The following is a 22,733-nucleotide window of genomic DNA, read 5'->3' as shown; positions in this document are numbered from 1 at the left end:
GTGGAATCAGGCCAAGGGGATCAAGAGAGCGCGACGGAAGCGACAAGAAGCACCGCGACTTCGCTGACCTGTTGCAAGGCGCCGATCGTGTCGCCGGTCTGGCCACCGATCTGGTTGAGGCAAAGGGCATGGAAGGCGGCAAACAGCAGGCCGAGCAGGATGAGCGCGGCGATGGCGCCGCCGAGCCCGAGGAGAAGAAGCGGGATCGCGCCAAGCACGGCGCCGGCGATGGCGATTTCCTGCGAGACCGTACCGGCACCCGCCGACAGGCCATCGGACCGTGCCGGCGGCAACAGGTGCATGAACGCGCCAAGCACACCGCGCGAAGAGGCGTGGGCAGCCACGAGAGCGAAGAGGGCCTGCGTGGGGTCGACGAATTCCGAAAGCACGTTCCAGCGGATCAGCAACGACAGGGTCAGGGCTGCCGCGCCATAGGCACCAATGCGGCTGTCGCGCATGATGTCCAGCTTGCGGCCGCGCGATTTACCGCCGCCAAAGCCGTCGGCGACGTCGGACAGCCCGTCCTCGTGCAGGCAGCCGGTGGTGATAACGGTTGAAACAAGGGCAAGGGCGGCCGCCGGGCCCATGGCAAGGCCAAACCGTTCCGCCGTGGCAAAGACGATGGCGCCGATCAGGCCGACGACGAGGCCGGCGACCGGCGCCGCCCAGATCGCGGCGGCAAGGCCGCGGCCGCGAAAATCGAGGATGGGCAGAGGCAGGCGGGTGAAGAAGACCAGGCAGAGCGCCATGTCGTCGAGGATTTGCCGAGGCGAAAGGGTCAAATTCGGGAGCTTCATGCGCCGCCCCTCGCTATCGCATGGAAGAAGGTGCCGCTGACATGGCCGCGCCGATAGCCGGAGGCGCCGATCGGATTGCCCTGACCATCGGCGAGGTCGGCCAGCGGCTCGTCATTGCCGGTTGCCGTCATCTGCGCATAGTGGAATTCGTGGCCCCGGATCAACGCGCCCTGCACCCCCAGCGGGCAATCAGCGCGCAGTCGCGCCTCGCGGTAGCCAAGGTTCATCTTCCGCCTTGCAAAACTGGTGGAATGGCCAAGCAGGCCAAGCATTCCGTGCGTTTCGCCCGAGGCATCTTCCAGCGCCTGGCCAAGCACCATGAAGCCGCCGCACTCGCCATGCACGGGCTTGGTCGCGGCGAAGCGCGCCATTCCGGCCTTGAAAGTCTCCGACGCCGCGAGCCGGCCGGCGTGAAGCTCGGGATAGCCGCCGGGAAGCCAGCAGACGTCACAATCCTCGTCGGGCGCTTCGTCGCCCAGCGGCGAGAACGGAACGATTTCCGCGCCCGCCTTGCGCCAATAGCTGGCGACATGCGGGTAGAGGAAGGTGAAGGCGGCATCTTCCGCAAGGGCTATCCGCTGCCCGGGCGGCTGCAGCGCCTCGTCGAAGCCGCCTTCCGCCGGGGTGAGGGGCGTTGCCAGCGCCATGACCGCGTCGAGGTCGAGCGACTTCTCCGCCATGTCGGCAAGGCGGTCGAGATGCGCCATCAGATCATCATACTCGCCGGCCTGGACGAGACCGAGGTGCCGCTCGGGCAGGTTCAGGGTGGGGTCGCGCAAGATGGCGCCGACGACAGGCAGGCCGATCGCCTCGATCGCATCGCCGGAGAGCCGGCGGTGGCGCTCGCTGCCCAGCCGGTTGAGCACGACGCCGGCCATGCGCACATCCGGATCGTAAGTGGCAAAACCCTTGGCGACGGCCGCCGCGGTGGTCGACTGGCCGGACACGTCGAGCACAAGCAGCACCGGCAGGCCGTAGAGCCGGGCGAGATCGGCCGCCGAACCGGTCCGCCCCCGCGCGGCCGGAATGCCGTCGAACAGGCCCATGGCGCTTTCGAGGATGACAAAATCAGTATCGTCAGCCGCTTGTGCGGCGAGGGCGTTGAGCAGCGATGGCGGCATCGCCCAGCTGTCGAGATTGACGCCGGACAGGCCCGTGGCGGCCGTGTGGAAACCAGGATCTATATAGTCGGGTCCGGATTTGGCGCCCCGCACCTTCAGCCCGCGTCGGGTGAGCGCGCGCAGAATGCCGATGGTGACGCTGGTCTTGCCCGAGCCGGAGCGCGGGGCGCCGATGATGATGGCGCGGGCCGTCATGCCTTGCCCGCCAATGCGGCGCGCATGGCGACGATGCCACCGACGACGATCAGTGCCGGCGAGGCAAGGCCGGCGGCGGCCACTTCCTCGGCAATGGTGGCGAGCGTGGCGACGACGGTTCGCTCCCGCGGTGTCGTCGCGGCGACGATCACCGCCGCCGGCGTCGAGGGCGCCAGCCCGCCGTCGAGCAGCGCTGCCGCGATCAGCGGCAGGTTCGCCATGCCCATATAGACGACAACCGGCTGGCCGGTGCGGGCGATTGCCGCCCAGTCGATGTCGTCGTCGGTGCCGGCGGCGTGGCCGGTCGCCAGGATCACCGCCTTGTTGATGCCGCGCATGGTGGCCGGGATGCCGGTTGCGGCCAGCGCGCTGAGGCCGGATGTCAGGCCGGGCAAAACCCGGAAAGGGATAGCTTCGCGCGCGAGCGCCAGGGCCTCTTCGCCGCCACGGCCGAAAATATAGGGATCGCCGCCTTTCAGCCTGACGACGCGGCGGCCTTCGCGCGCCAGCCGAACCAGAAGAGCGGTGATATCGTCCTGCTTCATCGAAGGCTGGCCGCCGCGTTTGCCGGCGTAGAACAGTTCGGCTGCCGATGCCACCGCCACGACATCGGGTGAGACCAGCGCATCATAGACCAGCGCATCCGCCTCGGCCAAGGCCGCCAGGACTTCCAGGGTCAGGCAGCCGGGGTCGCCGGGGCCGGCGCCGGCCAGCCAGACATGGCCCGGTTCCAGCGAACGCGGCTTGAAGTTCAGCCGGGCAAGCGCCTGTTCGAGCGTGGCGTGTTCGCCTGTGTTCCTGGTGCTGCCGCTCACAATCCGTCCCGTCCGCGAAAACGCCGCTGATAGTGGGCGTCGTACAATGAACTCTCGCCAAAGCCTTCCGCCGCAAGCGAGCGGCCGACGAAGATGATCGCCGTACGCTCCATCGGATCGGCGGCCAGTTGCGCCTCGATCGTTTCCAGCGTCCCCGTCAGCACGCGCTCATCCGGCCACGAGGCCCGGAAGACGATCGCCACCGGACAATCGCCGCCATAATGCGGCGTCAATTCGGCGACGACACGGTCGATGGCGTGGATGGCAAGATGGATGGCCAGCGTGGCGCCGGTGCGGCCGAAGCCGGCCAGCGTTTCGCCGGGCGGCATTTTCGAGGCGCGGCCGGAGATGCGGGTCAGCACCAGGCTTTGCGCCAGTTCGGGAATGGTCAACTCGCGGCGCAGCGCCGCCGCGGCCGCGGCGAAGGAAGGGACGCCCGGCGTCAGCGTGTAAGGGATGCCGTGTTTTTCCAGCCGGCGGATCTGCTCGGCGACCGCACTCCAAACCGACAGGTCGCCGGAATGCAGCCGCGCTACATCATGGCCGGCCTTGTGGGCCTCGACATAGGCGGCCTCTATCTCATCGAGCGACATCGGCGCGGTGTCGATCAGTTTGGTCCCGGGCGCGCAATGCTGCAGCAATTCGGGTGCGACGATGGAGCCGGCATGCAGGCAGACCGGACAGCTTGCCAGGAGCTTGGCACCGCGCAGCGTGATGAGGTCGGCGGCACCCGGACCGGCACCGATGAAATGAACGGTCATGGCGCGTCTCCGCTGATGGCGATGGCGCAGGTGACCGGGCCAAGCACGGTGCGAGGGCCAAGCAGTTTCGCACCGGCCCCGGCAACGGCGAGGGCCGCCGCTTCGGAAACCGAGGGCGTGCCGGCCAGTTCCCGCGAGAGGCTGGAATGGCTGAGCGTGCCTGGCGAGGCGGCTTGAAGCGCTGCGTCATCGACGATGACAACCGGGAGGTTCAGCGAGCGGCCAGCGGCGGCGATCGCGTCTTCATCCTTCTTGAGCGCCGCGGTGGCCAGTGCCGAAAGCGCCGTCATTGCCAACCCATGCGTTTCGATCGCGGTTTCAATCGCGGCAAGCACATCCTCGACGCCAACGCCTTTGCGGCTGCCGATGCCCGCGACCATCATGGCTTCACCCAGTTCCATTGCGTGACTGGCATGGCTGGCCGCCATGCCTGCATCGAACCGACCGGCGAGGCGCGCGAAATGTCTATCCGGGTAAGATCGCCGCCCAGCTTCAGGTGCTGGGCGAGAAGCAGCGTTTCCATCTCCAGTGTCACCGCATTGGCGACCAGACGGCCACCGGGGCGCAGCGCCTTGATGGCGGTGTTCAAGACACCGGTGTCGCTGCCCCCGCCGCCGATGAAGACAGCGTCCGGCATCTCCAGCCCGGCAAGCGCCTTTGGCGCGTTGCCTTCCACCACCACCAGGCCCGGAACGCCGCAGGCGGCTGCATTGCGGCGGATGCGAGCGGCGCGGCCCGGGTCGGCCTCGATGGCGATGGCGCGCATCAAGGGGTGGGCGAGCATCCACTCGATGCCGATCGAGCCGGAGCCGGCGCCGATGTCCCACAGCAACTCGCCGCGCCTGGGCGCCAGTGTCGACAAGGTGACAGCGCGGATTTCGCGCTTGGTGATCTGGCCGTCATGGTCGAACAGATGATCGGCAAGGCCAACCGTGAGTGGCAGAACACGGCCTTGCGGGTTCGAATCAATTTCGACGGCCAGCACGTTGAGCGGATTGACGTTTTCGAGGTCGAAGGCATCGGCGCGTGCCACGCGCTGTTTCTCGTTCGGCCCGGCCAAAGCCTCCAGGACCGTCAGCCGCGATGCGCCGAAATCGAGTTCTGTGAGCAGGCGGGCAATTGCCGCCGGCGCGTCGCCGTCCGATGTCAGCGCCAGGATGCGCGCATTGGGCTGCAGCAGCGGCCGGATCAGGTCGAGCGGCCGGCCATGCAGCGAGACGGTCTCGATGTCCTGCAGTGCCCAGCCAAGGCGGGCGGCGGCCAGCGAGACGGCCGACGGCGCCGGGATGACATGCATCTCACGCGGCTCGACCTTGCGGGCGAGGGTGGCGCCGACGCCATGGAAAAAAGGATCGCCGGAGGCGAGCACGCAGACTTTGCGGCCCGCCAGCGCCAGCACGTCAGCCATCCCGGCATCGAAGGGCACCGGCCAGGGGCGCGGCTCGCCCTTGGCGAAGGACGCGACCAGCGCCAGATGGCGCTTGCCGCCGAAGATGAACGACGCGTCGGCGATCCGCTGCTTGGCCTCGTCACCGAGACCCGCTAAACCGTCCTCGCTGATGCCGATCACCGTCAGCCATTTCGACGTATAGTCGGCCCCGTGCGGACTTTCAGCAGGCATGATGACCCACCGTATCCTGATCCTCGGCGGCACCACGGAAGCCCGGCAACTGGCCGGAAAGCTGGCGGCTCGTGCTTCGGTCACGTTGTCGCTGGCTGGTCGCACCGAAAGCCCCGTAACGCAAGGCGTGCCCGTGCGAACCGGAGGGTTTGGCGGCGCCGATGGGCTGGCAGCCTACCTCGAGGAGACAAGCACCGACCTGCTGATCGACGCCACGCATCCCTATGCGGCGCGAATCTCCGCCAATGCCGCGCAAGCGGCGCGAGCGGCCGGCGTGCCGATCTTGGCTCTGCGCCGTCCGGGCTGGGAGCCCATCGAAGGCGACCGCTGGACTGAGGTCGAAAGCGTCACCGATGCCGTGCAGGCACTTGGACCGGCACCGCGCCGCGTCTTCCTGGCGCTTGGCCGACAGGAGGTGGCGGCCTTCGAAGTCGCGCCCCAGCACCATTACCTCATCCGCAGCGTCGATCCGGTCGAGCCGAAGCTCGCCGTGCCCGACGCCGACTACCTGCTGGCGCGCGGTCCGTTCCGCGAAGCTGACGAGCGTGCTCTGCTGGAAAGACACAGCATCGACGGTGTCGTGTCCAAGAACAGCGGCGGCGCCGCCACTTACGGCAAGATTGCCGCCGCGCGGGCGCTTGGTGTCGAGGTGATCATGGTCCGCAGGCCAATGTTGCCGGAGGTGCCTTCGGCTGAAACCGTCGAAGCGCTGGCCGCGATTGTCAACCAATTCGGGGCCGATCATTTTGTCGAACCCGATGCCGAACGCGGCGTGTAGACCAGCGCCGGCTTGTCCGCGCGCTTGATGATCCGGGTTTCCGGCGACCCGATGATGATGCAGGTCGCCATGTCGGCCTTTTGCGCATCGACGTCGGCCAGCAGATAAACCTCGATGCGCTCGTCCGGACGGCCGGCGGCGCGGCCGAAGATGACCGGCGTGGTGCCGGGCAGGATCGCGGTCAGGCATTCGAAAGCGCGGCCAAGCTGCCAGGGGCGGGCCTTGCTGATGGGGTTGTAGAGCGCGATGACGAAGCCTGCGCCGGCCGCCGCCAGCAGGCGCAGTTCGATCAGGTCCCACGGCTTCAAATTGTCGGACAGTGAGATGGCGCAGAAATCATGGCCGAGCGGTGCGCCGATGCGGGCGGCGACCGCCAGCATGGCGGTGACGCCGGGCACCACGGCAACGTCGACAGCCCGCCATTCAGCCGGGCCGGCCTCGATTGCCTCGCAAACCGCGGCCGCCATGGCAAAGACGCCGGGATCACCGCCGGAAACCACGGCGACGTCGTGGCCTTCCGCGGCCTTGGTCAAGGCGTCCTTGGAGCGGGCGAGTTCCTCACGGTTGTCGGAGGCAACGCGAGTCTGGTCCGGGCGCAGGTCCAGCCGGTCGAGATAGGGCTTGTAGCCATAGAAGAACTTCGCCTCGGCCACGGCGCGGCTTGCTTGCGGCGTGACCTGATCGGCATTGCCGGGCCCGAGGCCGATCACGGTGAGGCGGCCGCTCATGCCTGTGCTCCCAATGCCCCTGGCCGGCCGGACCAGCCGGCGACCAGTACGATGGCGAAATAGGGGGCCTTGTCGTCCTGCTTGTCGGCGAGCTTCATCGAGACGCTGCCGGCCATGGTGCCGCGCTCGACATAGACGGCGCGCGTCAGCTTGCCGGTGGCTTCGAGCGCCCGCCTGATCTTGGGAAGGTTGCGGCCGACCTTCATGATGACGGCGGCATCGGTGTCGGCCAGGCGACGCGTCAGCTCGAACTCGCTCATCGTCCCGGGCAAAACCGTCAACACGTCGTCGCCCTGGACGATCGGCACACCGGTCTGCGACCAGCAGCCGGACATTGCGGTGACGCCTGGAATGACTTCGGTCGCGAAGCGATGGGCGAGGCGGACATGCAGATGCATGTAGGATCCGTAGAACAGCGGGTCGCCTTCGGACAACACGGCAACCATCCTGCCGGCGTCGAGGTGTTCGGCGACCTTTTCGGCCGACTCCTCGTAGAAGCCGGTGATCTGCGATCGGTAATCGTCGTGATCCTTGTCGATCTCGGTGGTCACGGGATAGAGCAGCGGCAGTTCCAGCATATCTGGTCGGAAGCGTGCCTCGACGATGGCGCGCGCGTTGCTGTTGTTGCCTCGCTTGGCGAAGTAGGCGACGACATCGGCCTCGGCCAGGGCGCGCGCGGCCTTCAGTGTCAACAGTTCTGGATCGCCGGGACCCGTGCCGACGCCGACAAGTCGGCCTTTGGGGAGCGCGTTCACAGGCCGGGCCTCGCCAATGAATTGAGCGCGGCGGCCGTCATGGCGCTGCCGCCAAGCCGGCCACGCACGATGGCATAGGGCACGCCATAGGAATTCTCGGCCAATGCATCCTTGGATTCGGCGGCACCGACGAAGCCAACCGGCATGCCGATGATGGCCGCCGGCTTCGGCGCGCCGTCGCGCAATTTTTCCAGGAGATAGAACAGTGCGGTCGGCGCATTGCCGATGGCGACGACCGAACCGGCCATGCGCTCGCCCCACAGGTCGATCGCGGCGGCCGAACGGGTGTTGCCGATCGCTCTGGCGATGTCGTGCGTGCGCGGATCGCGCAGCGTGCAGATCACTTCGTTGCCGGCCGGCAGTCGGGCGCGGGTGACGCCATGCGAGACCATTTCGGCATCGCAGAAGATCGGCGCGCCGGCGGCGAGTGCCTGGCGCGCGGCGGTGACGAAATCAGGCGAGAAAACGAAATGGCTTGATGCTTCGACCTGGCCGCAGGCATGGATCATGCGGATGGCGACATCGGCCTCGGCTTCGGAGAAGCGTTTGAGGTCGGCCTCGGCGCGGATAATGGCGAAGGAGCGCTCGTAGATCGCCGTGCCGTCGTGGATGTAGTCGTAGGCGGCCATGCTCATTTCCGTTTTTTAGTTTGGGCCTGTCGGTAAGTCTCGGCGATTGCCGCCGGCCCAAGCCTTGTCAGGCAAGCAGCGGCGGTCTCGTCCTGAAATCGTTCGCTGCGGATCACCGCCGCGACGCGACTGAAGCCGCGCGCGGCGTCATAGCCCGGCCTGTAGCCGGCAGGAAGAGCCTTTGCCGTCGCGTTCACGACAAGTCCGGCTCCATTTTCGCCGCCGATGATCGTGAGCGCCGCCGGGCCGGGATGCGCACAGCCCTTGGCGCAGCCGGAAATGTGCAGGGTGAAGTCGAGAATGTCCGCGTTTTCGGCGGCGATCGTCTCGGCGATGTCACGCGTGGCGATGCGGCCGGAGGCGCAGGCCGGCGTGCCGGGGCAGGCAGCGATGCGGGTGCGCGGATCGGTGTGGGAGGTGACGAAGTCGAGGGCGGCGGCGGCTTGCTGGAGGCGATGGTTCGCTGACTGTGGTTGGCCGAGGAAGAGCAAGGCGCGGCCCGGGGCGAGGCGGATTTCGGTGGTGCCCAGCGTGAGGGCGCTTTGCGTGAGGGCGATTATTTTGTCAGCAGGCATGCTGCCATAGGGAAGAGCGATGCCGATGGCGAAAGTGTCACCGGCCAACGGGAAAAGGCCGATAGGTTTGCGCGAGGCGCCTCCCTCTGTCTTGCCGGACATCTCCCCCACGAGGGGGGAGATCGGCTGCCCTGCCGGCGGCGTTGTTCTTGCGAAAGCGGACGTGTGCTGAGCCGTTTCGGCGTTGGAAATGGGCGAGGCCGAGCACGAATGAGCAATCTCCCCCCTTGTGGGGGAGATGTCCGGCAGGACAGAGGGGGGCGCCACAGAATGCCAGCCTGCGAGAGATACCAATTGCCTCTCCGACAAATCCCTCGCATGCGCTTCGCGGCCCTTTTCAGCGACCATCCTGAGCGTAGCGACGGCTATGTCTCTAGCGGCATCCGCATCGACTGTTGCCAGCACCTTCGCGTTTCGGCCGTCACCGGCAACCGATACGCTCCAGACGATGTCGTTGTCGGCTCGCATCGCCTTCAGCCGCACATCGGCCGTCACCGCATCCATCGTCAGTTGTCCGCCACCGTCGACAATCACCGACATCTTCGGCCCCAGCCGTTGCGTCAGCCCAGCGTCCTCGACCGCCACCCTGACCCGCTCCGCCAGCGGTCGCGGATCGGCGATCTCGCGAGGATCGATGCCCGCCAACGGACTGGTCTCCACCGGCACGCCGGTCCGCACCGCAATGCCCAGCGCATCGACCTCCGCCGCCAGCAGTGCTGCGGTCTCCGCTGTAAGGCCGCGTATCTGCAGACTACCCCGCGCCGTCACCTCCATGATGCCGTTGCCGTGCCGCTGGGCGGAGTCCGCCAGCTCGATCAAGAGCTTCGGCGTCAATCCTTCAAAAGATGGGGCTCCGGCAACCGGGTTGAGCCGCACCAGCAGCCCATCGCCGGTCTGCATTGGTGCCGACAGGGCCGGACAGGCGCCCCGGCGCGAGAAGGCGTTCATGCCGCCACTCCCAGCACCTCTGCCTCGGCAATCAGCGCCGCGAGATCGTCGTCGATGGAATTGCGCAAGGGATGCCAGAGGCCGCGCCGTCGCGCGGAGAGAAAACGCTCGGCGATGACCTTCGCGGCGGCCGGGTTTTCGCGCAGGATGAAGGCGCGAACTTCCGCGTCGCCAACATAGGCGTCGTGCACGGCCTCGATCAGCGCGCCCGAAATGGCATGGGTGGTCTCGGCGAAGCCGACCAGCCGGTCGACCGTCTCGGCGAATTCGGAGGCGCCGCGCGGGCCGTGCCGCATCTGTCCGGCGATGAAACGCGCATTGACGGCGCGGGCGCGTACCACCCGCGAGACGGCCTCGCCGACCGAACGCGGCTTCGGCTTTTGCGGGTCTGTCGTGTCGAGGACGATGACGTCGGCATTCCGGCCGAGCGCTGCAAGTGCTGCCGAAAAGCCGCCGATGAAGGCGACGTCGGCGGAGCCTTCGAGAATGTCGCGGCCGGGGTCGTCGCCGGTGTGGACCAGAAGATCGGCTTCGGCGATGCGGGTTTCGAACGCGCCGGGCACCGAGACGCCTTCGCCGCCGGCACCGCCATAGGCATGCGAGGTGGCGTCGAGATAGGCGCGGCCGATTTCTTCGCGCGCTGCCCAGTCGCCGCTCGACAGGAGGTCCTCGACGCCGGCGCCGTAAGTGCCGGGCGAGGTGCCGAAAATGCGTGGGCTGATCTTGCCATCCGCTCGGGTCCGGGCCGCGAGCGGGTTTTCCGAATCCTCCTCGTCGCGCGCGGCGACGGCATTGGCGGCGGCGTCGATCAGCGCGATCTGGGTCGGGAACATGTCGCGGAACAGGCCCGATATGCGCCAGGTGACATCGACGCGCGGGCGGCCGAGCGTTGCCGGCGGCAGCACCTCGATGCCGGTGATGCGGCCGGTGGCGGCATCCCATTGCGGCCGGCAGCCCATCAGCGCCAGGCCTTGCGCGATTTCCTCGCCGCCGGTGCGCAGCGAGGCCGAGCCCCAGAGGTCGATCACCAGAGAGCGCGGCCAGTCGCCATGCGTTTGCATATAGCCGCGCACGACCTCTTCCGCCGCCGCCTTGCCCAGGTCATAGGCGGTCGGTGTCGGCATGGTGCGTGGATCCGACGTGAACAGGTTGCGGCCGGTGGGCAAAACATCGGAGCGCCCCCGCGCGGGCGCGCCGGCCGGTCCGGCCTTGACGTGGCGGCCATCGAGCGCGGCGAGCAGCGCCGACCTTTCAGCCTCGGCACTTTGGCGGCGCATGGCGTCAGGCTCACCATCGGGCGCGCGGCCGTAGATATGCAACCCATCCTTGATGGCGAAGTCCTTGAGGTCGCAGAGCCAGGCGTCGATGCGGCGCAGCGCCTCGTCGGGCGCGTCGGTTCTGGCGACGCCGGCTTCGGCGGCGAGGCCGGTCTTTTGCGCGGTGTCGACGATCAGCTTTGCCAGGCGGTCGCGGCGGCGGCGGTCGAGGCCATCTGCCTGGGCATATTCGTCAACCAGGCGTTCGAGTTTGTGCTGGTCGTCGTCCAGTCCCGCGCCGGCCAGCGGCGGCGGCAAATGGCCGAGCGTGACGGCGGCGATGCGCCGCTTGGCTTGCGCTGCTTCGCCTGGGTTGGAGACGATGAAGGGGTAGATGACGGGCAAGGGACCGGTGACGATCTCGGGAAAGCAGCTTTGCGAGAGTGCAACCGTCTTGCCCGGCAGCCATTCCAGCGTGCCGTGCGCGCCGACATGGATGAGCGCATGGACGCCGAGGGATTTGCGCAGCCACCGGCCAAACGCGATCAGGGCGTGGCGCGGGGGGAGCGTCGGGTCGTGATAGTCGGCGCGGCGGTCGGCGGAGCGGCCGCGGTCGGGGGCGAGGGCGACAGTAATGTTGCCGAAGGTGGCGGCGCGGAAGGGGAAGCTTGCTGAGATCGTTTGTGAAGGTCTGTGCGCCTGGCGCAACCCTGCCTCGTCTTCTGCCTTGCCCCAAGCGCCTTCGACCCCTGCGATTGCCGCAATCGGCAACTCTGTCGAGAAGGCAATATAGTTGTCTAACGTCAATCCAGTATCGCTGACTTCCAGCAAATCCAGCAGCGCGCGCGGCGTTTGCGGAATCCCTTCAACGGCATAGCCCTGTCCCTTCAGGTCATGCAGCATGGCCAGCACGCTCGACGGCACATCGAGGCCGACAGCATAGCCGGTACGGCCGGGAGCACTGGGATAGTCGGGGATCAGGATAGCCAGCCTGCGCTCGGCTCGAGGCGTCTCCCGCAGCTTGATGAAGGCCGCGACGCGGTCGGCCACCTGCGCCACGCGATCCGGCTCCGGCCGGTTGACGAAGGCACGGTGGCCGAGTGCCGGATCGACATCGCTTTCGCCCTTGAAGGAAATCGCGCCGGCGAGGATGCGGCCGTCCAGTTCTGGCAGCACGACATGCATGGCGAGGTCGGCGGGCGCCAGGCCGCGCTGGTTGTTTTCCCAGACGTCGCGGCGGGTGGTGGCGACGATGGCCTGGAAGACGGGCACACCGGCACGGTCGAACAGGGTTTCGACGCCGGGCTCGGCGCCTGACGCGAAGGCGGTCGCGGTGAGGATGGCGGCGGGCTTCAGTACGGCGAACGCGGTTTCCACAAAGGCCAGTGACGCCGGGTCTTTCAGGCTGGAGACGAAGATGGGGACCGGGAGCATGCCGCGTTGGCGCAGCGCTTCGAAAAGAGCATCGATCGGCGCAACATCGGCAGCCAGAAGCATCGAACGGTAGAACAGGATCGGCACGACCTTTCCCTCCCCCTTGAGGGGCGGGTGGCCCGCAGGGTCGGATGCGGCCGGTACGACCGGGTGTGGCGTTTCTTGAGGTCGGCGCACTTCAGAGCGTCGGCGCGCTGTGGAGAGGACCCCACTCCCAGCCTGCGGCCGGACCCTCCCCTCGAGGGGGAGGGGGACGACGCCGCGTGTGGGCTCGTAGTAGCCGGCTTTTGGCACTGCCACCGGCTCAACAACGGCCGCATCCTGGCCCGCCAGCCGCGCCAGCCTCTGCACCAGCGCGCTCATATTGGCCGGGCCGCCTTCGCGGAAATAGCCGAGCAGCGCGTCCAATTCCTGGCGCGGCAGCGTCGAGGCTTCGATCAGCCTGAGATCCTCGTCGTGGCTTTCACCGGGAAGCAGCGCCAGTTTTATGCCGCGCTCGCGGGCGATCGAGGCCAACTGGTCGCAGCCATAGCGCCACCAATCGTGGCCGCCGAGGATGCGCACCAGGATGATCTTGGCGTGGCGGGCGACGCCGTCGACCCAGAGGTCGACGGACATGGGATGGCGAAGGTCGCGCAATGCCGCCAGCCGCATCGAGGGCAGGCGGCCGGCATCGGCCTTCCACGCCGCCGCCAGCCCGGCAAGATCGCTGTCGGTGAAGGACAGCGCCACGATATCCGCCGGCGTCTGCCGCAGATCGACCGGCTCGGCGAGGTCGTCGAGCGAGGCGGAGGTCGTGGTGAGGATATGCATCGCGGCCCGTGTCTGAAAATCAGCCGGCGAGTATACGCTCGATTGCCGGGCGGTTCAGCCCCTTGAGGCCGATGACGACCAGGCGCGAGCGGCGGTCGTCCTCGGCCGTCCAGGCGCGGTCATAGTAATGATTGACGCGCGGGCCGACGGCCTGCAGGAGGAGCCGCATCGGCTTGCCGCCGACCTCGACGAAACCTTTCACACGCAACACATTTTCTTCTTCGGCGACAGTGGCGACGCGCCTTGCCAGCTCGTCCGGATTGGCGATCGAAGGGATGTCGACGATGAAGGTGTCGAAGTCGTCGTGCTCGTGGTCGAAAGCGCCGTCATGATGGGATTTGCGGTTCTCGATATCGTCCTCGACGGCGAGACCGAGCCCGAGCAGTATGGAAGGGTCGACCTTGCCGTGCGAGGTCGGCACGATCTTCACGGCGCGGGCGGAATGTTCGTTGACGATGGCGTTGGCCCGGGCCGAACCGGCGGCGTCCATCAGGTCGCTCTTCGACAGGATGATCAGGTCCGCGCAGGCGATCTGATCCTCGAACACTTCCTCGACCGGGTCGTCATGGTCGAGGCTCTCATCCCCGGCGCGCTGCGCTTGCAAGGCGTCCATGTCGTTGGCGACGCGGCCTTCGGCCAAAGCAGGGCCGTCGACCACGGCGATCACGCCATCGACCGTCACGCGGCTCTTCACCGTCGGCCACTGGAACGCCTGGACCAGCGGCTTGGGCAAAGCGAGGCCCGAGGTTTCGATCAGGATGTGGTCGATCTTCGGCGTCAGCGACAGGATCTGGTCCAGCGCCGGCACGAAATCGTCGGCCACGGTGCAGCAGATGCAGCCATTGGCCAGTTCGACGATGTTCTCCTCGGGGCAGGTGTCGATGCCGCAGCCTTTCAGGATTTCGCCGTCGATGCCGATGTCGCCGAACTCGTTGACGATGATGGCAATGCGCTTGCCGCCAGCGTTTTCCAGGAGATGGCGAACCAGCGTCGTCTTGCCGGCGCCCAGGAAGCCGGTGACGACGGTGCAGGGGACGCGGGAGAGATTGCCGGTCGAATTTGGGGCGCTCATGATCAATCCTTCAACAGGTCGAGGGGAGGAATGCGGGCCACGAGGCCGCGCTTGAGGGAATCGGGCCGGCCACGCCATGGAATGAGGCCGTCCGTCGAGGTGGCGAAGAGTTTGGCGCCGGTGACGAGGTCGGCGCCGCTGGCCGCGGTCAGGTCGCCGAACACATAACTCCAGCAGCCGTCGCGCAGGATGGCGGCGCTCAGCCGGCGCTTGCAATTGCCGAGGCATTCGACGGTGCGGACGCGGATGTTGTCATCGGCCGCGGCGTGGCGCGTGTCCTCGGCCAGCAGTTCGCCGGCGCGGGGATGGGCGTCCGAGCCGGTCTCGTCGCGACAGGAGGCGCAGACGATGACCGTGACGCCGGCCAAGGCTTCGCTGTCGGCGGACGAATTGTCCGCTGTGCCAGCCGAAAAACTGCCGTTCTGGTCCAAAAAGCCGGGCTCCTTGCCCGGAAACCCGCCGGGCGATCGGATTCTCTTGTCGCAGACGGCAGGTCTCCTGGCTCGCGGGTCATCGCCTTGGGTGCCGCCTTCCCGGGAATTCCCAGTGGCTTTCGGCCTAGGCTCATCGCTTACAGTTGCGGGGACAGCCGCGGATTTGAGATCTTTCACCTCGCACCGCATTCCCTCTTAGCCCCTGCCGTTGCGGGCAAGGGACCGTCTGGACGGGATTTAGGCTTTTGCAGGCAGCGGTGTCAACGCGAGCTTACAACATGGCGATGTCGGCCAGCGCCGGGCCCAGATCGCCTGCCGGCGTCACGTCCATGCGTTCAAGGCCAAGCCAGCCCTGCATCCGCTTCAATTCCTCGAAAAGCTGCGCGGCGGTTTCAGGCGGGGCGCCGGGCTCAGGGTAGGCGGCATGGACGCGCAGGACGCTCGCTGGCCGGTCCGCCTTGAGGTCGACGCGCGCGACGATCCGGTCGCCGAGCAGGAAGGGGAGGACGTAATAGCCGTATTGGCGCTTTTCAGCCGGCGTGTAGATTTCGATGCGGTAGCGGAAATCGAACAGCCGCTCCGAACGCGAGCGCTCGAAGACGACCGGGTCGAACGGCGCCAACAGCGCGCGGGCCTCGATTTTCCGGGGCAGGCGCGCGTCCTTGTGAAGGTAGGCCGGCTTGTCCCAGCCTTCGACGCGCACCGGCAGCAATTCGCCCAACTCGACCAGTTCCTCCAGCCGGCCCTTCATATCGGCCGGCGACAGCCGGAAATAGTCGCGCAGGTCGCCTGACGTCGCCACGCCATGGGCGCGGGCGGAAATGCGCAGCAATTCGCGATGCGCGTCCTCGGCCGGGGGCACCGGCAGATCGAGGATCGCCTGCGGCAGCACGCGCTCCGGCAAATCATAGAAGCGCTCGAAGCCGCGACGGTGCGCCGTGGTGATGCGCCCGGCCCAGAACAGCCATTCGAAGGCGTGCTTGGCATGGCTCCAGCCCCACCAGCCGCCCGAACCTTTCTGGCCTTCGAGCGCCGAAGCGGCGATCGGGCCGCGCTCGACGACCGCGCGGTAGATGTCTTCTATATAGGCGGCGTGTTCGCGGCCCCATTTGGCCAGCCCCAGATACATTTCATCGCCTTGCTCGGCCCGCTGCATGCGCCAGCGCATCAGCGGATAGGTTTCGACCGGCAGGAACGAGGCCTCGTGCGCCCAGTATTCGAACACAGTGCGCTTGCGCGTCACGGCGGCATTGTCGAGCAAAGCGAGCGGGTAGGGGCCCAGGCGCGAATAGAGCGGCATATAATGAGCGCGCACCACCGCGCTGACGGAATCGATCTGCAGCAGGCCGGTGCGGGACAGCACACGGGCGAGATGACGGCGGTCGGGTGTGCCATTTGGGCGCGGATCGAGAAACCCTTGAGCGGCGAGTGCAATGCGGCGGGCCGCGGCAAGAGAGATCTTTTCCTTCATGCAGGCATCACTCTGAGGGGCTTCGGCTGTGGGTCGGTCTTTGTCTGGGCAGCTTCTTGTCGCAAAACCGGCGTCCAGTTTTGCGGAACCTGCGTGGTGATTCCAACCCATGCTAGCAGGGTTTTGGCGGCAACCATGTCAGGAGAGAAAAGTGGAGTAAAAAGCGAAGGAAATCAAACAGGAGCGGATCGGACCAGTTTCTCCGGATATGCCGTCCAGGTCGGCGTTTTGAACAAGGTTTGACTTGCTTCGCTGGAAGTGCTGCGCTAACCCTCGCCGCGTTGCAGCATAGGCCCTTAAAACGGTTCAGCGGTTAAACTGTCACGCTTCCGCAATAAGGTCCGGTGCTGTAATCAACGTGGATTGGCGCCAACGGAAAGCCGCTGCATGAACGCACTTCTCAGTTCGTACCTGCCTATCGTCCTGTTCATAGGCGTGGCACTGGTCGTCGGCCTGGCGCTGCTGGCCGCCCCGTTCCTGGTGGCCTACCGCAATCCCGATCCCGAAAAGCTGTCCGCCTACGAGTGCGGTTTCAACTCGTTCGACGATGCCCGCATGAAATTCGACATCCGTTTCTACCTGGTGTCGATCCTGTTCATCATCTTCGACCTGGAAGTGGCCTTCCTGTTCCCCTGGGCCGTGTCCTTCTCGAAGATCGGCATGCTCGGCTTCTGGTCGATGATGGTGTTTTTGGCAGTGCTGACCATCGGCTTTGCCTATGAATGGAAAAAAGGAGCGCTGGAATGGGATTGAACGACAGTTCAGGCACCCTCGTCGCGCCGAAGCCGAAGGGCATCATCGATCCCAACACCGGCAGGCCGGTGGGGGAGGACGATCCCTTCTTCCTCGAGATCAACAATGAGCTTGCCGACAAGGGCTTTCTGGTCACCTCGACCGAGGCGCTGATCACCTGGGCGCGCAGCGGCTCGCTGATGTTCATGACCTTTGGTCTGGCGTGCTGCGCGGTCGAGATGATCCACACCTCGATGCCGCGCTACGACTCGGAGCGGTTCGGTGTCGCGCCGCGCGCGTCTCCGCGCCAGTCCGACATCATGATCGTCGCCGGCACGCTGACCAACAAGATGGCGCCGGCGCTGCGCAAGGTCTACGACCAGATGCCGGAGCCTCGCTACGTCATCTCGATGGGCTCCTGCGCCAATGGCGGCGGTTACTACCACTATTCCTATTCGGTGGTGCGCGGCTGCGACCGCGTCGTGCCGGTCGACATCTATGTGCCCGGCTGCCCGCCGAGCGCCGAAGCTTTGCTCTACGGCATTCTTCTCCTGCAGAAGAAGATCCGCCGCACCGGCACGATCGAACGGTAAATCCATGGCAGCATCCCTGAGCGAACTGTCGACCTATCTCGGCGAAAAGCTGATCGGTCGTGTCAATGACGCGGTGCTCGCCTATGGCGAGCTCACCATCCATGTCGAACCGCGCGACCTCATCGAAGTGGTTACCTTCCTGCGCGACGATGCGCGCTGCCAGTTCATCTCGATCATCGATGTCTGTGGGGCTGATTATCCGTCGCGGGCCAAGCGCTTCGACGTTGTCTACCATCTGTTGTCGCCGAAGCAGAATGTCCGCATCCGCGTCAAGGTGCAGGCCGACGAGGAGACAATGGTGCCGTCGATCACCGGCGTCTATCCCGGCGCCGACTGGTTCGAGCGCGAGACCTACGATCTCTATGGCGTGCTGTTCTCGGGCCATCCCGACCTGCGCCGCCTGTTGACCGACTACGGTTTCGAAGGCCATCCGCTGCGCAAGGATTTCCCGCTGACCGGCTTCGTCGAGGTTCGCTACGACGACGAAGCCAAGCGCGTCATCTACGAGCCGGTCGAGCTCAAGCAGGAATTCCGCAATTTCGATTTTCTCTCGCCGTGGGAGGGGACGGATTACGTCCTGCCGGGCGACGAAAAAGCCAAGACGAATTGAGGCGCCACAATGGCTGAGACCTCCGTCCGCAATTTCAACATCAACTTCGGTCCGCAACATCCTGCGGCGCACGGCGTTTTGCGCCTCGTGCTGGAGCTGGACGGCGAAGTCGTCGATCGCGTCGATCCGCATATCGGGCTCTTGCATCGCGGCACGGAAAAGCTGATCGAGGCCAAGACCTATCTTCAGGCGGTGCCCTATCTCGACCGGCTCGATTATTGCGCGCCGATGAACCAGGAGCATGCCTTCGCGCTCGCCGCCGAGCGCCTGCTCGGTATCGAGGTGCCGAGGCGCGGCCAGCTGATCCGCGTGCTCTATTGCGAAATCGGCCGCATCATGTCGCACATCCTCAATGTGACGACGCAGGCCATGGACGTTGGCGCGCTGACGCCGCCACTGTGGGGCTTCGTCGAGCGCGAAAAGCTGATGGTGTTCTATGAACGCGCCTCCGGCTCGCGCATGCATGCCGCCTATTTCCGCCCCGGCGGCGTCCATCAGGATCTACCGCGCCAACTGGTCGAGGACATCGGCAAGTGGATCGACCCGTTCCTCAAGTCGATCGATGATCTCGACAAGCTGCTGACCGGCAACCGCATCTTCAAGCAGCGCAATGTCGATATCGGCATCGTTTCGCTGGCCGATGCCTGGGCCTGGGGCTTTTCCGGCGTCATGGTGCGCGGTTCGGGCGCGCCTTGGGATTTGCGCAAGTCGCAGCCTTACGAATGCTATTCGGAAATGGACTTCGACATTCCGATCGGCAAGAACGGCGACTGCTACGACCGTTATCTCGTGCGCATGGAAGAAATGCGCCAGTCGGCCCGTATCATGCGCCAGTGCGTCGACCTCTTGCTCGGCAAGGAAAGCACCGGCCCGGTCTCGAACCTCGACGGCAAGGTGGTGCCGCCGAAGCGTCAGGCGATGAAGCGCTCGATGGAAGCGCTGATCCATCACTTCAAGCTCTACACCGAGGGCTATCGTGTGCCGGCCGGCGAGGTTTACGCGGCGGTCGAGGCGCCGAAGGGCGAGTTCGGCGTCTATCTGGTCTCCGACGGTTCCAACAAGCCCTACCGCTGCAAGCTGCGCGCGCCCGGTTTCGCGCATCTGCAGGCCATGGATTTCCTCTGCCGCGGCCACATGCTGGCCGACGTCACCGCCGTTCTCGGCTCCCTCGACATCGTGTTTGGTGAGGTCGATCGCTAAATGTCAGTCCGCCGTCTCGCAGAAGCCAGCGTCCAGCCAGCGTCCTTCGCCTTCAACAAGGCGAACGCGGCAGCGGCGAAGCAATGGATCAAGAAGTACCCGAAGGGCCGCGAGCAGTCGGCGATCATTCCCTTGCTGATGATCGCGCAGGAGCAGGAAGGCTGGGTCACCAAGGCGGCGATCGAGACGATTTCCGACATGCTCGGCATGCCCCGCATCCGCGGGCTCGAGGTCGCGACCTTCTACACGCAGTACCAGCTCAATCCGGTCGGCACGCGTGCGCATATCCAGGTCTGCGGCACCACGCCCTGCATGCTGCGCGGCTCGGAAGCGCTGATGGATGTCTGCCGCTCGCGGATCCATCACGACCAGTTCCACACCAACGACAAGGGCACCTTGTCGTGGGAAGAGGTCGAGTGCCTCGGCGCCTGCGTCAACGCGCCGATGGTGATGATCTTCAAGGACACGTTCGAGGACCTGACGCCGGAACGGCTGGCCGAAATCATCGATCTTTACGATGCGGGCAAGGGCGCTTCGGTAGCGCCCGGGCCGCAGAACGGCCGCACCGGCTCGGAGCCGGCCTCTGGTCTGACAACGCTGAAGAGCGAAAAGGCGATCCTCAAGTCTACCCGTGACAGGGAGGCGAGGGAGGCCGCGAAGGCCGCCAAGGCGGCACCCGACGCGATCATTGCCGAGCCCGTTCCGGCACCCGCTGCCGCGCCCGTCGCGCCCTCCAATGCCGGCAAGCCGAAGACCGACGCGCCCGAAACCAGCCCGGCCTTGAAGACGCCTTCGGCGAACAAGGTAGCGCCTGCGGCGGAGAAGGCGGCGAGCGTTTCGGCGCCGCTGCACTCGGCCGCCAACGCCAACAAGGCAGCGCCCGAGGTCGAGCAGGTTGCCAAGCAGCGCAATGGTCCGAAGGCCAAGGCCGAGCCGGCCACGGCCTTCAAGGCGCCGGAAGCCAAGGTACCGGCCGCCAAGCCGGCGAAACCGTCGCTGGACGACAAGAACCGTCCGGCCGGCATCGACAGGCCGGCCGCGGTCGACGACCTCAAGCTGATCTCCGGCGTCGGCCCGAGGATCGAGGGCATCCTGCATACGCTGGGCATCTTCACCTTCGCGCAGGTCGCGTCGTGGAAGAAGGCGGAGCGCGAGTGGGTGGACGGCTATCTTTCCTTCCACGGCCGCATCGACCGCGACGACTGGGTCAAGCAGGCCAAGGCGCTCGCCAAGGGCGGCGTCGCCGAATACATCCGCGTTTTCGGCAAGAAGCCGGTCTGAGGGACGAAAAATGCTTCAGGACAAAGACCGCATCTTCACCAACATCTACGGCCTCTTCGACAAGTCGCTGGCCGGCGCGATGGCGCGCGGCGCCTGGGACAACACGCCCGGCATCGTCGCCAAGGGACGTGAGTGGATCGTCAACGAGATGAAGGCGTCGGGCCTGCGCGGCCGTGGCGGCGCCGGCTTCCCGACGGGCCTCAAATGGTCGTTCATGCCCAAGCAGAGCGACGGCCGGCCGAGCTACCTCGTCATCAATGCCGATGAATCCGAGCCCGGTACCTGCAAGGACCGCGACATCCTGCGCAACGACCCGCACACGCTGGTCGAGGGGGCGCTGCTCGCCGGCTTCGCCATGGGCGCGGTCGCCGCCTACATCTATGTGCGCGGCGAGTTCATCCGCGAGCGCGAGGCGCTGCAGCGGGCCATCGAAGAGGCCTATGAGGCCAAGCTGATCGGCAAGAACAACACATCCGGCTACGACTTCGACGTCTACATGCATCACGGCGCCGGCGCCTATATCTGCGGCGAGGAAACCGCGCTGCTGGAAAGCCTCGAAGGCAAGAAGGGCCAGCCCAGGCTGAAGCCGCCATTCCCGGCCAATGTCGGCCTCTACGGCTGTCCGACCACCGTCAACAACGTCGAATCGATCGCGGTGGCGCCGACCATCCTGCGCCGGGGCGCGGCCTGGTTCTCGTCCTTCGGCCGACCCAACAATGTCGGCACCAAGCTCTTCTGCATCTCCGGCCACGTCAACAATCCGTGCACCGTCGAAGAGGCGATGTCGATCCCGTTCCGCGAGCTGATCGAGACGCATTGCGGCGGCATTCGGGGCGGCTGGGACAATCTCCTTGCGGTCATTCCAGGCGGCGCCTCGGTGCCGCTGGTGCCGGCCGAGCAGATCATCGACACGCCGATGGATTTCGATGCGCTGCGCGACCTCAAATCAGGCCTCGGCACGGCCGCCGTCATCGTCATGGACAAGTCGACCGACGTTGTGAAGGCGATCGCGAGGCTGTCGTACTTCTACAAGCACGAGAGCTGCGGCCAGTGCACGCCGTGCCGCGAAGGCACCGGCTGGATGTGGCGGGTGATGGAGCGGCTGGTGCGCGGCGAGGCGCAGAAGCGCGAGATCGACATGCTGCTCGACGTCACCAAGCAGGTCGAGGGCCACACGATCTGCGCGCTGGGCGACGCGGCCGCGTGGCCGATCCAAGGCCTGATGCGGCATTTCCGCGGCGAGGTGGAGCGGCGCATCGACGAGTTTTCGCGCAACGCGCACCGAGCCGAGCCAGTGATGGTGGCGGCGGAATAGAGTTTGTGACCGCGGGCGAGAGCCCGAAGCGAGAATAACGGGGCGGGGCGAGCGAAGAAACGACCAGGAGAATTCTATGGCGCCGTATTCGACACCCAACCCATTGATGCCCAATTTGGACCAGCTCGAGAAGATGAACCAGGACCTGACCAGGATGATGCCGAAGGAGATGGCCAGCGCCGTCAACCTTTTCGTGCACCCTGTCGCGGGTGCGGCGGCGATGTCGGCGCTCGGCATCGGGCTCGCCAACCATGCGTTCGGCGTCTGGATGGGCGCGCTTTCGGGAGCCGCCGAGGCATCGCAGCGGCTCATGCAGCCGCTGATCGAGGATTTCGAGGCACGCATCGAGCAGCTCGAGGACGCGAACTCATCGTCCATCAAGGCGCGGGCGACGGCGAAGACGCTGATTGCCGAGGCGCAGTCCTTTGCGCAGGAGGTCACCGACATCGCCGCCAAGGAAGCCGCCACCACGGCGCCCGCGGTGAATGCCGCTCCGGCAACCGGCGAGCCCGCGGATGTGCTGCTGCCCGAAGATTTCAGGCAGCCCAAGACCATGGACAGGCCTGCGAGACCCTCCAACCTCAAGGCGATATCGGGCATCGGCCCGAAGCTGGAGAAGGTGCTGAACGGGCTTGGCATCTGGACATATGCCCAGATCGCCGCCTGGTCGCCGCAAGAGATCGCCTGGGTCGACGATTATCTGTCGTTCAACGGCCGCATCGGCCGCGACGACTGGACTGCCCAGGCGGCGGCGCTGGCCGCGAAGAAGTGAACGAAATGTCGGGCGCTGCGTCTGTCG

At 66.1% G+C, this 22,733-nt stretch carries 22 protein-coding genes and 1 riboswitch; of the genes, 8 read left to right on the top strand and 14 right to left on the bottom strand.

The annotated features are described in order from the left end of the window. Positions 1–20 precede the first annotated feature (20 nt). Genes AC07SZ_RS07325 through cbiE form a run of 6 tightly spaced genes read right to left on the bottom strand, consistent with a single transcriptional unit; the run spans position 21 to position 5,310 of the window. Positions 21–797: an adenosylcobinamide-GDP ribazoletransferase gene (locus tag AC07SZ_RS07325; RefSeq protein WP_494913846.1), complete on the bottom strand. Its 777-nt coding sequence runs from the start codon at positions 795–797 to the stop codon at positions 21–23. Further along, positions 794–2,113 carry a cobyrinic acid a,c-diamide synthase CobB gene (locus AC07SZ_RS07320; RefSeq protein ID WP_494913845.1) on the bottom strand — a complete coding sequence of 440 codons (1,320 nt, stop codon included), beginning with the start codon at positions 2,111–2,113 and terminating at the stop codon, positions 794–796. Before AC07SZ_RS07320 ends, AC07SZ_RS07325 begins: the two co-directional genes overlap by 4 nt. After that, the gene (cobA, locus tag AC07SZ_RS07315; protein WP_056572931.1) at positions 2,110–2,928 is read right to left on the bottom strand and encodes a uroporphyrinogen-III C-methyltransferase; all 819 of its coding nucleotides are present in this window, start codon (positions 2,926–2,928) and stop codon (positions 2,110–2,112) included. Before cobA ends, AC07SZ_RS07320 begins: the two co-directional genes overlap by 4 nt. After that, positions 2,925–3,689 (bottom strand): precorrin-4 C(11)-methyltransferase, encoded by a 765-nt coding sequence (gene cobM / locus AC07SZ_RS07310; RefSeq protein WP_056572928.1) that lies wholly within the window; start codon positions 3,687–3,689, stop codon positions 2,925–2,927. The genes cobA and cobM overlap by 4 nt, the downstream gene beginning before the upstream one ends. Beyond that, a complete protein-coding gene (locus tag AC07SZ_RS07305) occupies positions 3,686–4,072 on the bottom strand; it encodes a cobalamin biosynthesis protein (RefSeq protein WP_494914161.1) in 387 nt (128 codons plus the stop codon). Before AC07SZ_RS07305 ends, cobM begins: the two co-directional genes overlap by 4 nt. Next, complete coding sequence (gene cbiE, locus AC07SZ_RS07300; protein WP_494913844.1) at positions 4,069–5,310, bottom strand: precorrin-6y C5,15-methyltransferase (decarboxylating) subunit CbiE; 1,242 nt, start codon at positions 5,308–5,310, stop codon at positions 4,069–4,071. Before cbiE ends, AC07SZ_RS07305 begins: the two co-directional genes overlap by 4 nt. A 1-nt stretch (position 5,311) precedes the next feature. Between cbiE and AC07SZ_RS07295 the strand changes: the two genes are divergently transcribed. Beyond that, positions 5,312–6,088, top strand: a complete 777-nt coding sequence (locus tag AC07SZ_RS07295; RefSeq protein WP_494913843.1) for a cobalt-precorrin-6A reductase — start codon at positions 5,312–5,314, stop codon at positions 6,086–6,088. Here the strand turns inward: AC07SZ_RS07295 and AC07SZ_RS07290 are convergent. The 8 genes from AC07SZ_RS07290 to AC07SZ_RS07255 form a co-directional block, all read right to left on the bottom strand. Further along, a complete protein-coding gene (locus tag AC07SZ_RS07290) occupies positions 6,052–6,816 on the bottom strand; it encodes a precorrin-3B C(17)-methyltransferase (RefSeq protein ID WP_494913842.1) in 765 nt (254 codons plus the stop codon). The two genes, AC07SZ_RS07295 and AC07SZ_RS07290, sit on opposite strands and share 37 nt — an antisense overlap. Continuing rightward, entirely contained in the window at positions 6,813–7,571 is a 759-nt protein-coding gene (locus AC07SZ_RS07285; RefSeq protein WP_056572915.1) for a precorrin-2 C(20)-methyltransferase, read from the bottom strand. The genes AC07SZ_RS07290 and AC07SZ_RS07285 overlap by 4 nt, the downstream gene beginning before the upstream one ends. Then, complete coding sequence (locus AC07SZ_RS07280) at positions 7,568–8,200, bottom strand: precorrin-8X methylmutase (protein WP_494913841.1); 633 nt, start codon at positions 8,198–8,200, stop codon at positions 7,568–7,570. Before AC07SZ_RS07280 ends, AC07SZ_RS07285 begins: the two co-directional genes overlap by 4 nt. 2 nt (positions 8,201–8,202) lie before the next feature. Next, the gene (cobG, locus tag AC07SZ_RS07275; RefSeq protein ID WP_494913840.1) at positions 8,203–9,723 is read right to left on the bottom strand and encodes a precorrin-3B synthase; all 1,521 of its coding nucleotides are present in this window, start codon (positions 9,721–9,723) and stop codon (positions 8,203–8,205) included. After that, positions 9,720–13,226, bottom strand: coding sequence for a cobaltochelatase subunit CobN (gene cobN / locus AC07SZ_RS07270; protein ID WP_494913839.1), 3,507 nt, complete (start codon positions 13,224–13,226; stop codon positions 9,720–9,722). The genes cobG and cobN overlap by 4 nt, the downstream gene beginning before the upstream one ends. A gap of 19 nt (positions 13,227–13,245) precedes the next feature. Further along, positions 13,246–14,298 (bottom strand): cobalamin biosynthesis protein CobW, encoded by a 1,053-nt coding sequence (gene cobW / locus AC07SZ_RS07265; protein WP_494913838.1) that lies wholly within the window; start codon positions 14,296–14,298, stop codon positions 13,246–13,248. Between the two features lie 2 nt (positions 14,299–14,300). Continuing rightward, positions 14,301–14,729, bottom strand: a complete 429-nt coding sequence (locus tag AC07SZ_RS07260) for a DUF1636 family protein (RefSeq protein ID WP_494913837.1) — start codon at positions 14,727–14,729, stop codon at positions 14,301–14,303. Positions 14,730–14,769: 40 nt separating this feature from the next. Continuing rightward, positions 14,770–14,974, bottom strand: a riboswitch (cobalamin riboswitch). A gap of 29 nt (positions 14,975–15,003) precedes the next feature. Then, positions 15,004–16,203, bottom strand: a complete 1,200-nt coding sequence (locus AC07SZ_RS07255) for a winged helix-turn-helix domain-containing protein (RefSeq protein WP_494913836.1) — start codon at positions 16,201–16,203, stop codon at positions 15,004–15,006. A gap of 387 nt (positions 16,204–16,590) precedes the next feature. On the opposite strand from AC07SZ_RS07255, the gene AC07SZ_RS07250 reads away from it, so the two are divergent. The 7 genes from AC07SZ_RS07250 (at position 16,591) to AC07SZ_RS07220 (ending at position 22,706) form a co-directional block, all read left to right on the top strand. After that, positions 16,591–16,956 carry an NADH-quinone oxidoreductase subunit A gene (locus tag AC07SZ_RS07250; protein WP_010910112.1) on the top strand — a complete coding sequence of 122 codons (366 nt, stop codon included), beginning with the start codon at positions 16,591–16,593 and terminating at the stop codon, positions 16,954–16,956. Continuing rightward, a complete protein-coding gene (locus AC07SZ_RS07245; RefSeq protein ID WP_015317338.1) occupies positions 16,947–17,528 on the top strand; it encodes a NuoB/complex I 20 kDa subunit family protein in 582 nt (193 codons plus the stop codon). The genes AC07SZ_RS07250 and AC07SZ_RS07245 overlap by 10 nt, the downstream gene beginning before the upstream one ends. Positions 17,529–17,532: 4 nt before the next feature. Beyond that, positions 17,533–18,138 (top strand): NADH-quinone oxidoreductase subunit C, encoded by a 606-nt coding sequence (locus AC07SZ_RS07240; RefSeq protein WP_494913835.1) that lies wholly within the window; start codon positions 17,533–17,535, stop codon positions 18,136–18,138. A gap of 9 nt (positions 18,139–18,147) precedes the next feature. Next, the gene (locus tag AC07SZ_RS07235) at positions 18,148–19,338 is read left to right on the top strand and encodes an NADH-quinone oxidoreductase subunit D (RefSeq protein ID WP_027044896.1); all 1,191 of its coding nucleotides are present in this window, start codon (positions 18,148–18,150) and stop codon (positions 19,336–19,338) included. Beyond that, positions 19,339–20,619 (top strand): NADH-quinone oxidoreductase subunit E, encoded by a 1,281-nt coding sequence (locus AC07SZ_RS07230; RefSeq protein ID WP_494913834.1) that lies wholly within the window; start codon positions 19,339–19,341, stop codon positions 20,617–20,619. It begins immediately after the preceding gene. Between the two features lie 10 nt (positions 20,620–20,629). Further along, a complete protein-coding gene (nuoF, locus tag AC07SZ_RS07225) occupies positions 20,630–21,934 on the top strand; it encodes an NADH-quinone oxidoreductase subunit NuoF (protein ID WP_056572885.1) in 1,305 nt (434 codons plus the stop codon). 76 nt (positions 21,935–22,010) lie between these two features. Then, positions 22,011–22,706, top strand: a complete 696-nt coding sequence (locus tag AC07SZ_RS07220) for a helix-hairpin-helix domain-containing protein (RefSeq protein ID WP_056572882.1) — start codon at positions 22,011–22,013, stop codon at positions 22,704–22,706. Positions 22,707–22,733: the final 27 nt, after the last annotated feature.

The sequence above is a fragment of the Mesorhizobium sp. GW821-FHT07A06 genome (assembly GCF_059419085.1).
The sequence above is the reverse complement of the archived record's forward strand: the minus strand, read 5'-3'. Positions and strand labels throughout refer to the sequence as shown.

Excerpts from the sequence above, each read along its gene's own strand:
- nuoF (WP_056572885.1), top strand. The coding sequence starts at position 20,630 with ATGCTTCAGGACAAAGACCGCATCTTCACCAACATCTACGGCCTCTTC.
- cobM (WP_056572928.1), bottom strand. The coding sequence starts at position 3,689 with ATGACCGTTCATTTCATCGGTGCCGGTCCGGGTGCCGCCGACCTCATC.
- AC07SZ_RS07240 (WP_494913835.1), top strand. The coding sequence starts at position 17,533 with ATGGCAGCATCCCTGAGCGAACTGTCGACCTATCTCGGCGAAAAGCTG.
- cbiE (WP_494913844.1), bottom strand. The coding sequence starts at position 5,310 with ATGCCTGCTGAAAGTCCGCACGGGGCCGACTATACGTCGAAATGGCTG.
- cobW (WP_494913838.1), bottom strand. The coding sequence starts at position 14,298 with ATGAGCGCCCCAAATTCGACCGGCAATCTCTCCCGCGTCCCCTGCACC.
- AC07SZ_RS07325 (WP_494913846.1), bottom strand. The coding sequence starts at position 797 with ATGAAGCTCCCGAATTTGACCCTTTCGCCTCGGCAAATCCTCGACGAC.
- AC07SZ_RS07245 (WP_015317338.1), top strand. The coding sequence starts at position 16,947 with ATGGGATTGAACGACAGTTCAGGCACCCTCGTCGCGCCGAAGCCGAAG.
- AC07SZ_RS07280 (WP_494913841.1), bottom strand. The coding sequence starts at position 8,200 with ATGGCCGCCTACGACTACATCCACGACGGCACGGCGATCTACGAGCGC.
- AC07SZ_RS07295 (WP_494913843.1), top strand. The coding sequence starts at position 5,312 with ATGACCCACCGTATCCTGATCCTCGGCGGCACCACGGAAGCCCGGCAA.
- cobG (WP_494913840.1), bottom strand. The coding sequence starts at position 9,723 with ATGAACGCCTTCTCGCGCCGGGGCGCCTGTCCGGCCCTGTCGGCACCA.
- AC07SZ_RS07230 (WP_494913834.1), top strand. The coding sequence starts at position 19,339 with ATGTCAGTCCGCCGTCTCGCAGAAGCCAGCGTCCAGCCAGCGTCCTTC.
- AC07SZ_RS07255 (WP_494913836.1), bottom strand. The coding sequence starts at position 16,203 with ATGAAGGAAAAGATCTCTCTTGCCGCGGCCCGCCGCATTGCACTCGCC.
- AC07SZ_RS07250 (WP_010910112.1), top strand. The coding sequence starts at position 16,591 with ATGAACGCACTTCTCAGTTCGTACCTGCCTATCGTCCTGTTCATAGGC.
- AC07SZ_RS07235 (WP_027044896.1), top strand. The coding sequence starts at position 18,148 with ATGGCTGAGACCTCCGTCCGCAATTTCAACATCAACTTCGGTCCGCAA.
- cobN (WP_494913839.1), bottom strand. The coding sequence starts at position 13,226 with ATGCATATCCTCACCACGACCTCCGCCTCGCTCGACGACCTCGCCGAG.
- AC07SZ_RS07290 (WP_494913842.1), bottom strand. The coding sequence starts at position 6,816 with ATGAGCGGCCGCCTCACCGTGATCGGCCTCGGGCCCGGCAATGCCGAT.
- AC07SZ_RS07320 (WP_494913845.1), bottom strand. The coding sequence starts at position 2,113 with ATGACGGCCCGCGCCATCATCATCGGCGCCCCGCGCTCCGGCTCGGGC.
- AC07SZ_RS07305 (WP_494914161.1), bottom strand. The coding sequence starts at position 4,072 with ATGATGGTCGCGGGCATCGGCAGCCGCAAAGGCGTTGGCGTCGAGGAT.
- AC07SZ_RS07220 (WP_056572882.1), top strand. The coding sequence starts at position 22,011 with ATGGCGCCGTATTCGACACCCAACCCATTGATGCCCAATTTGGACCAG.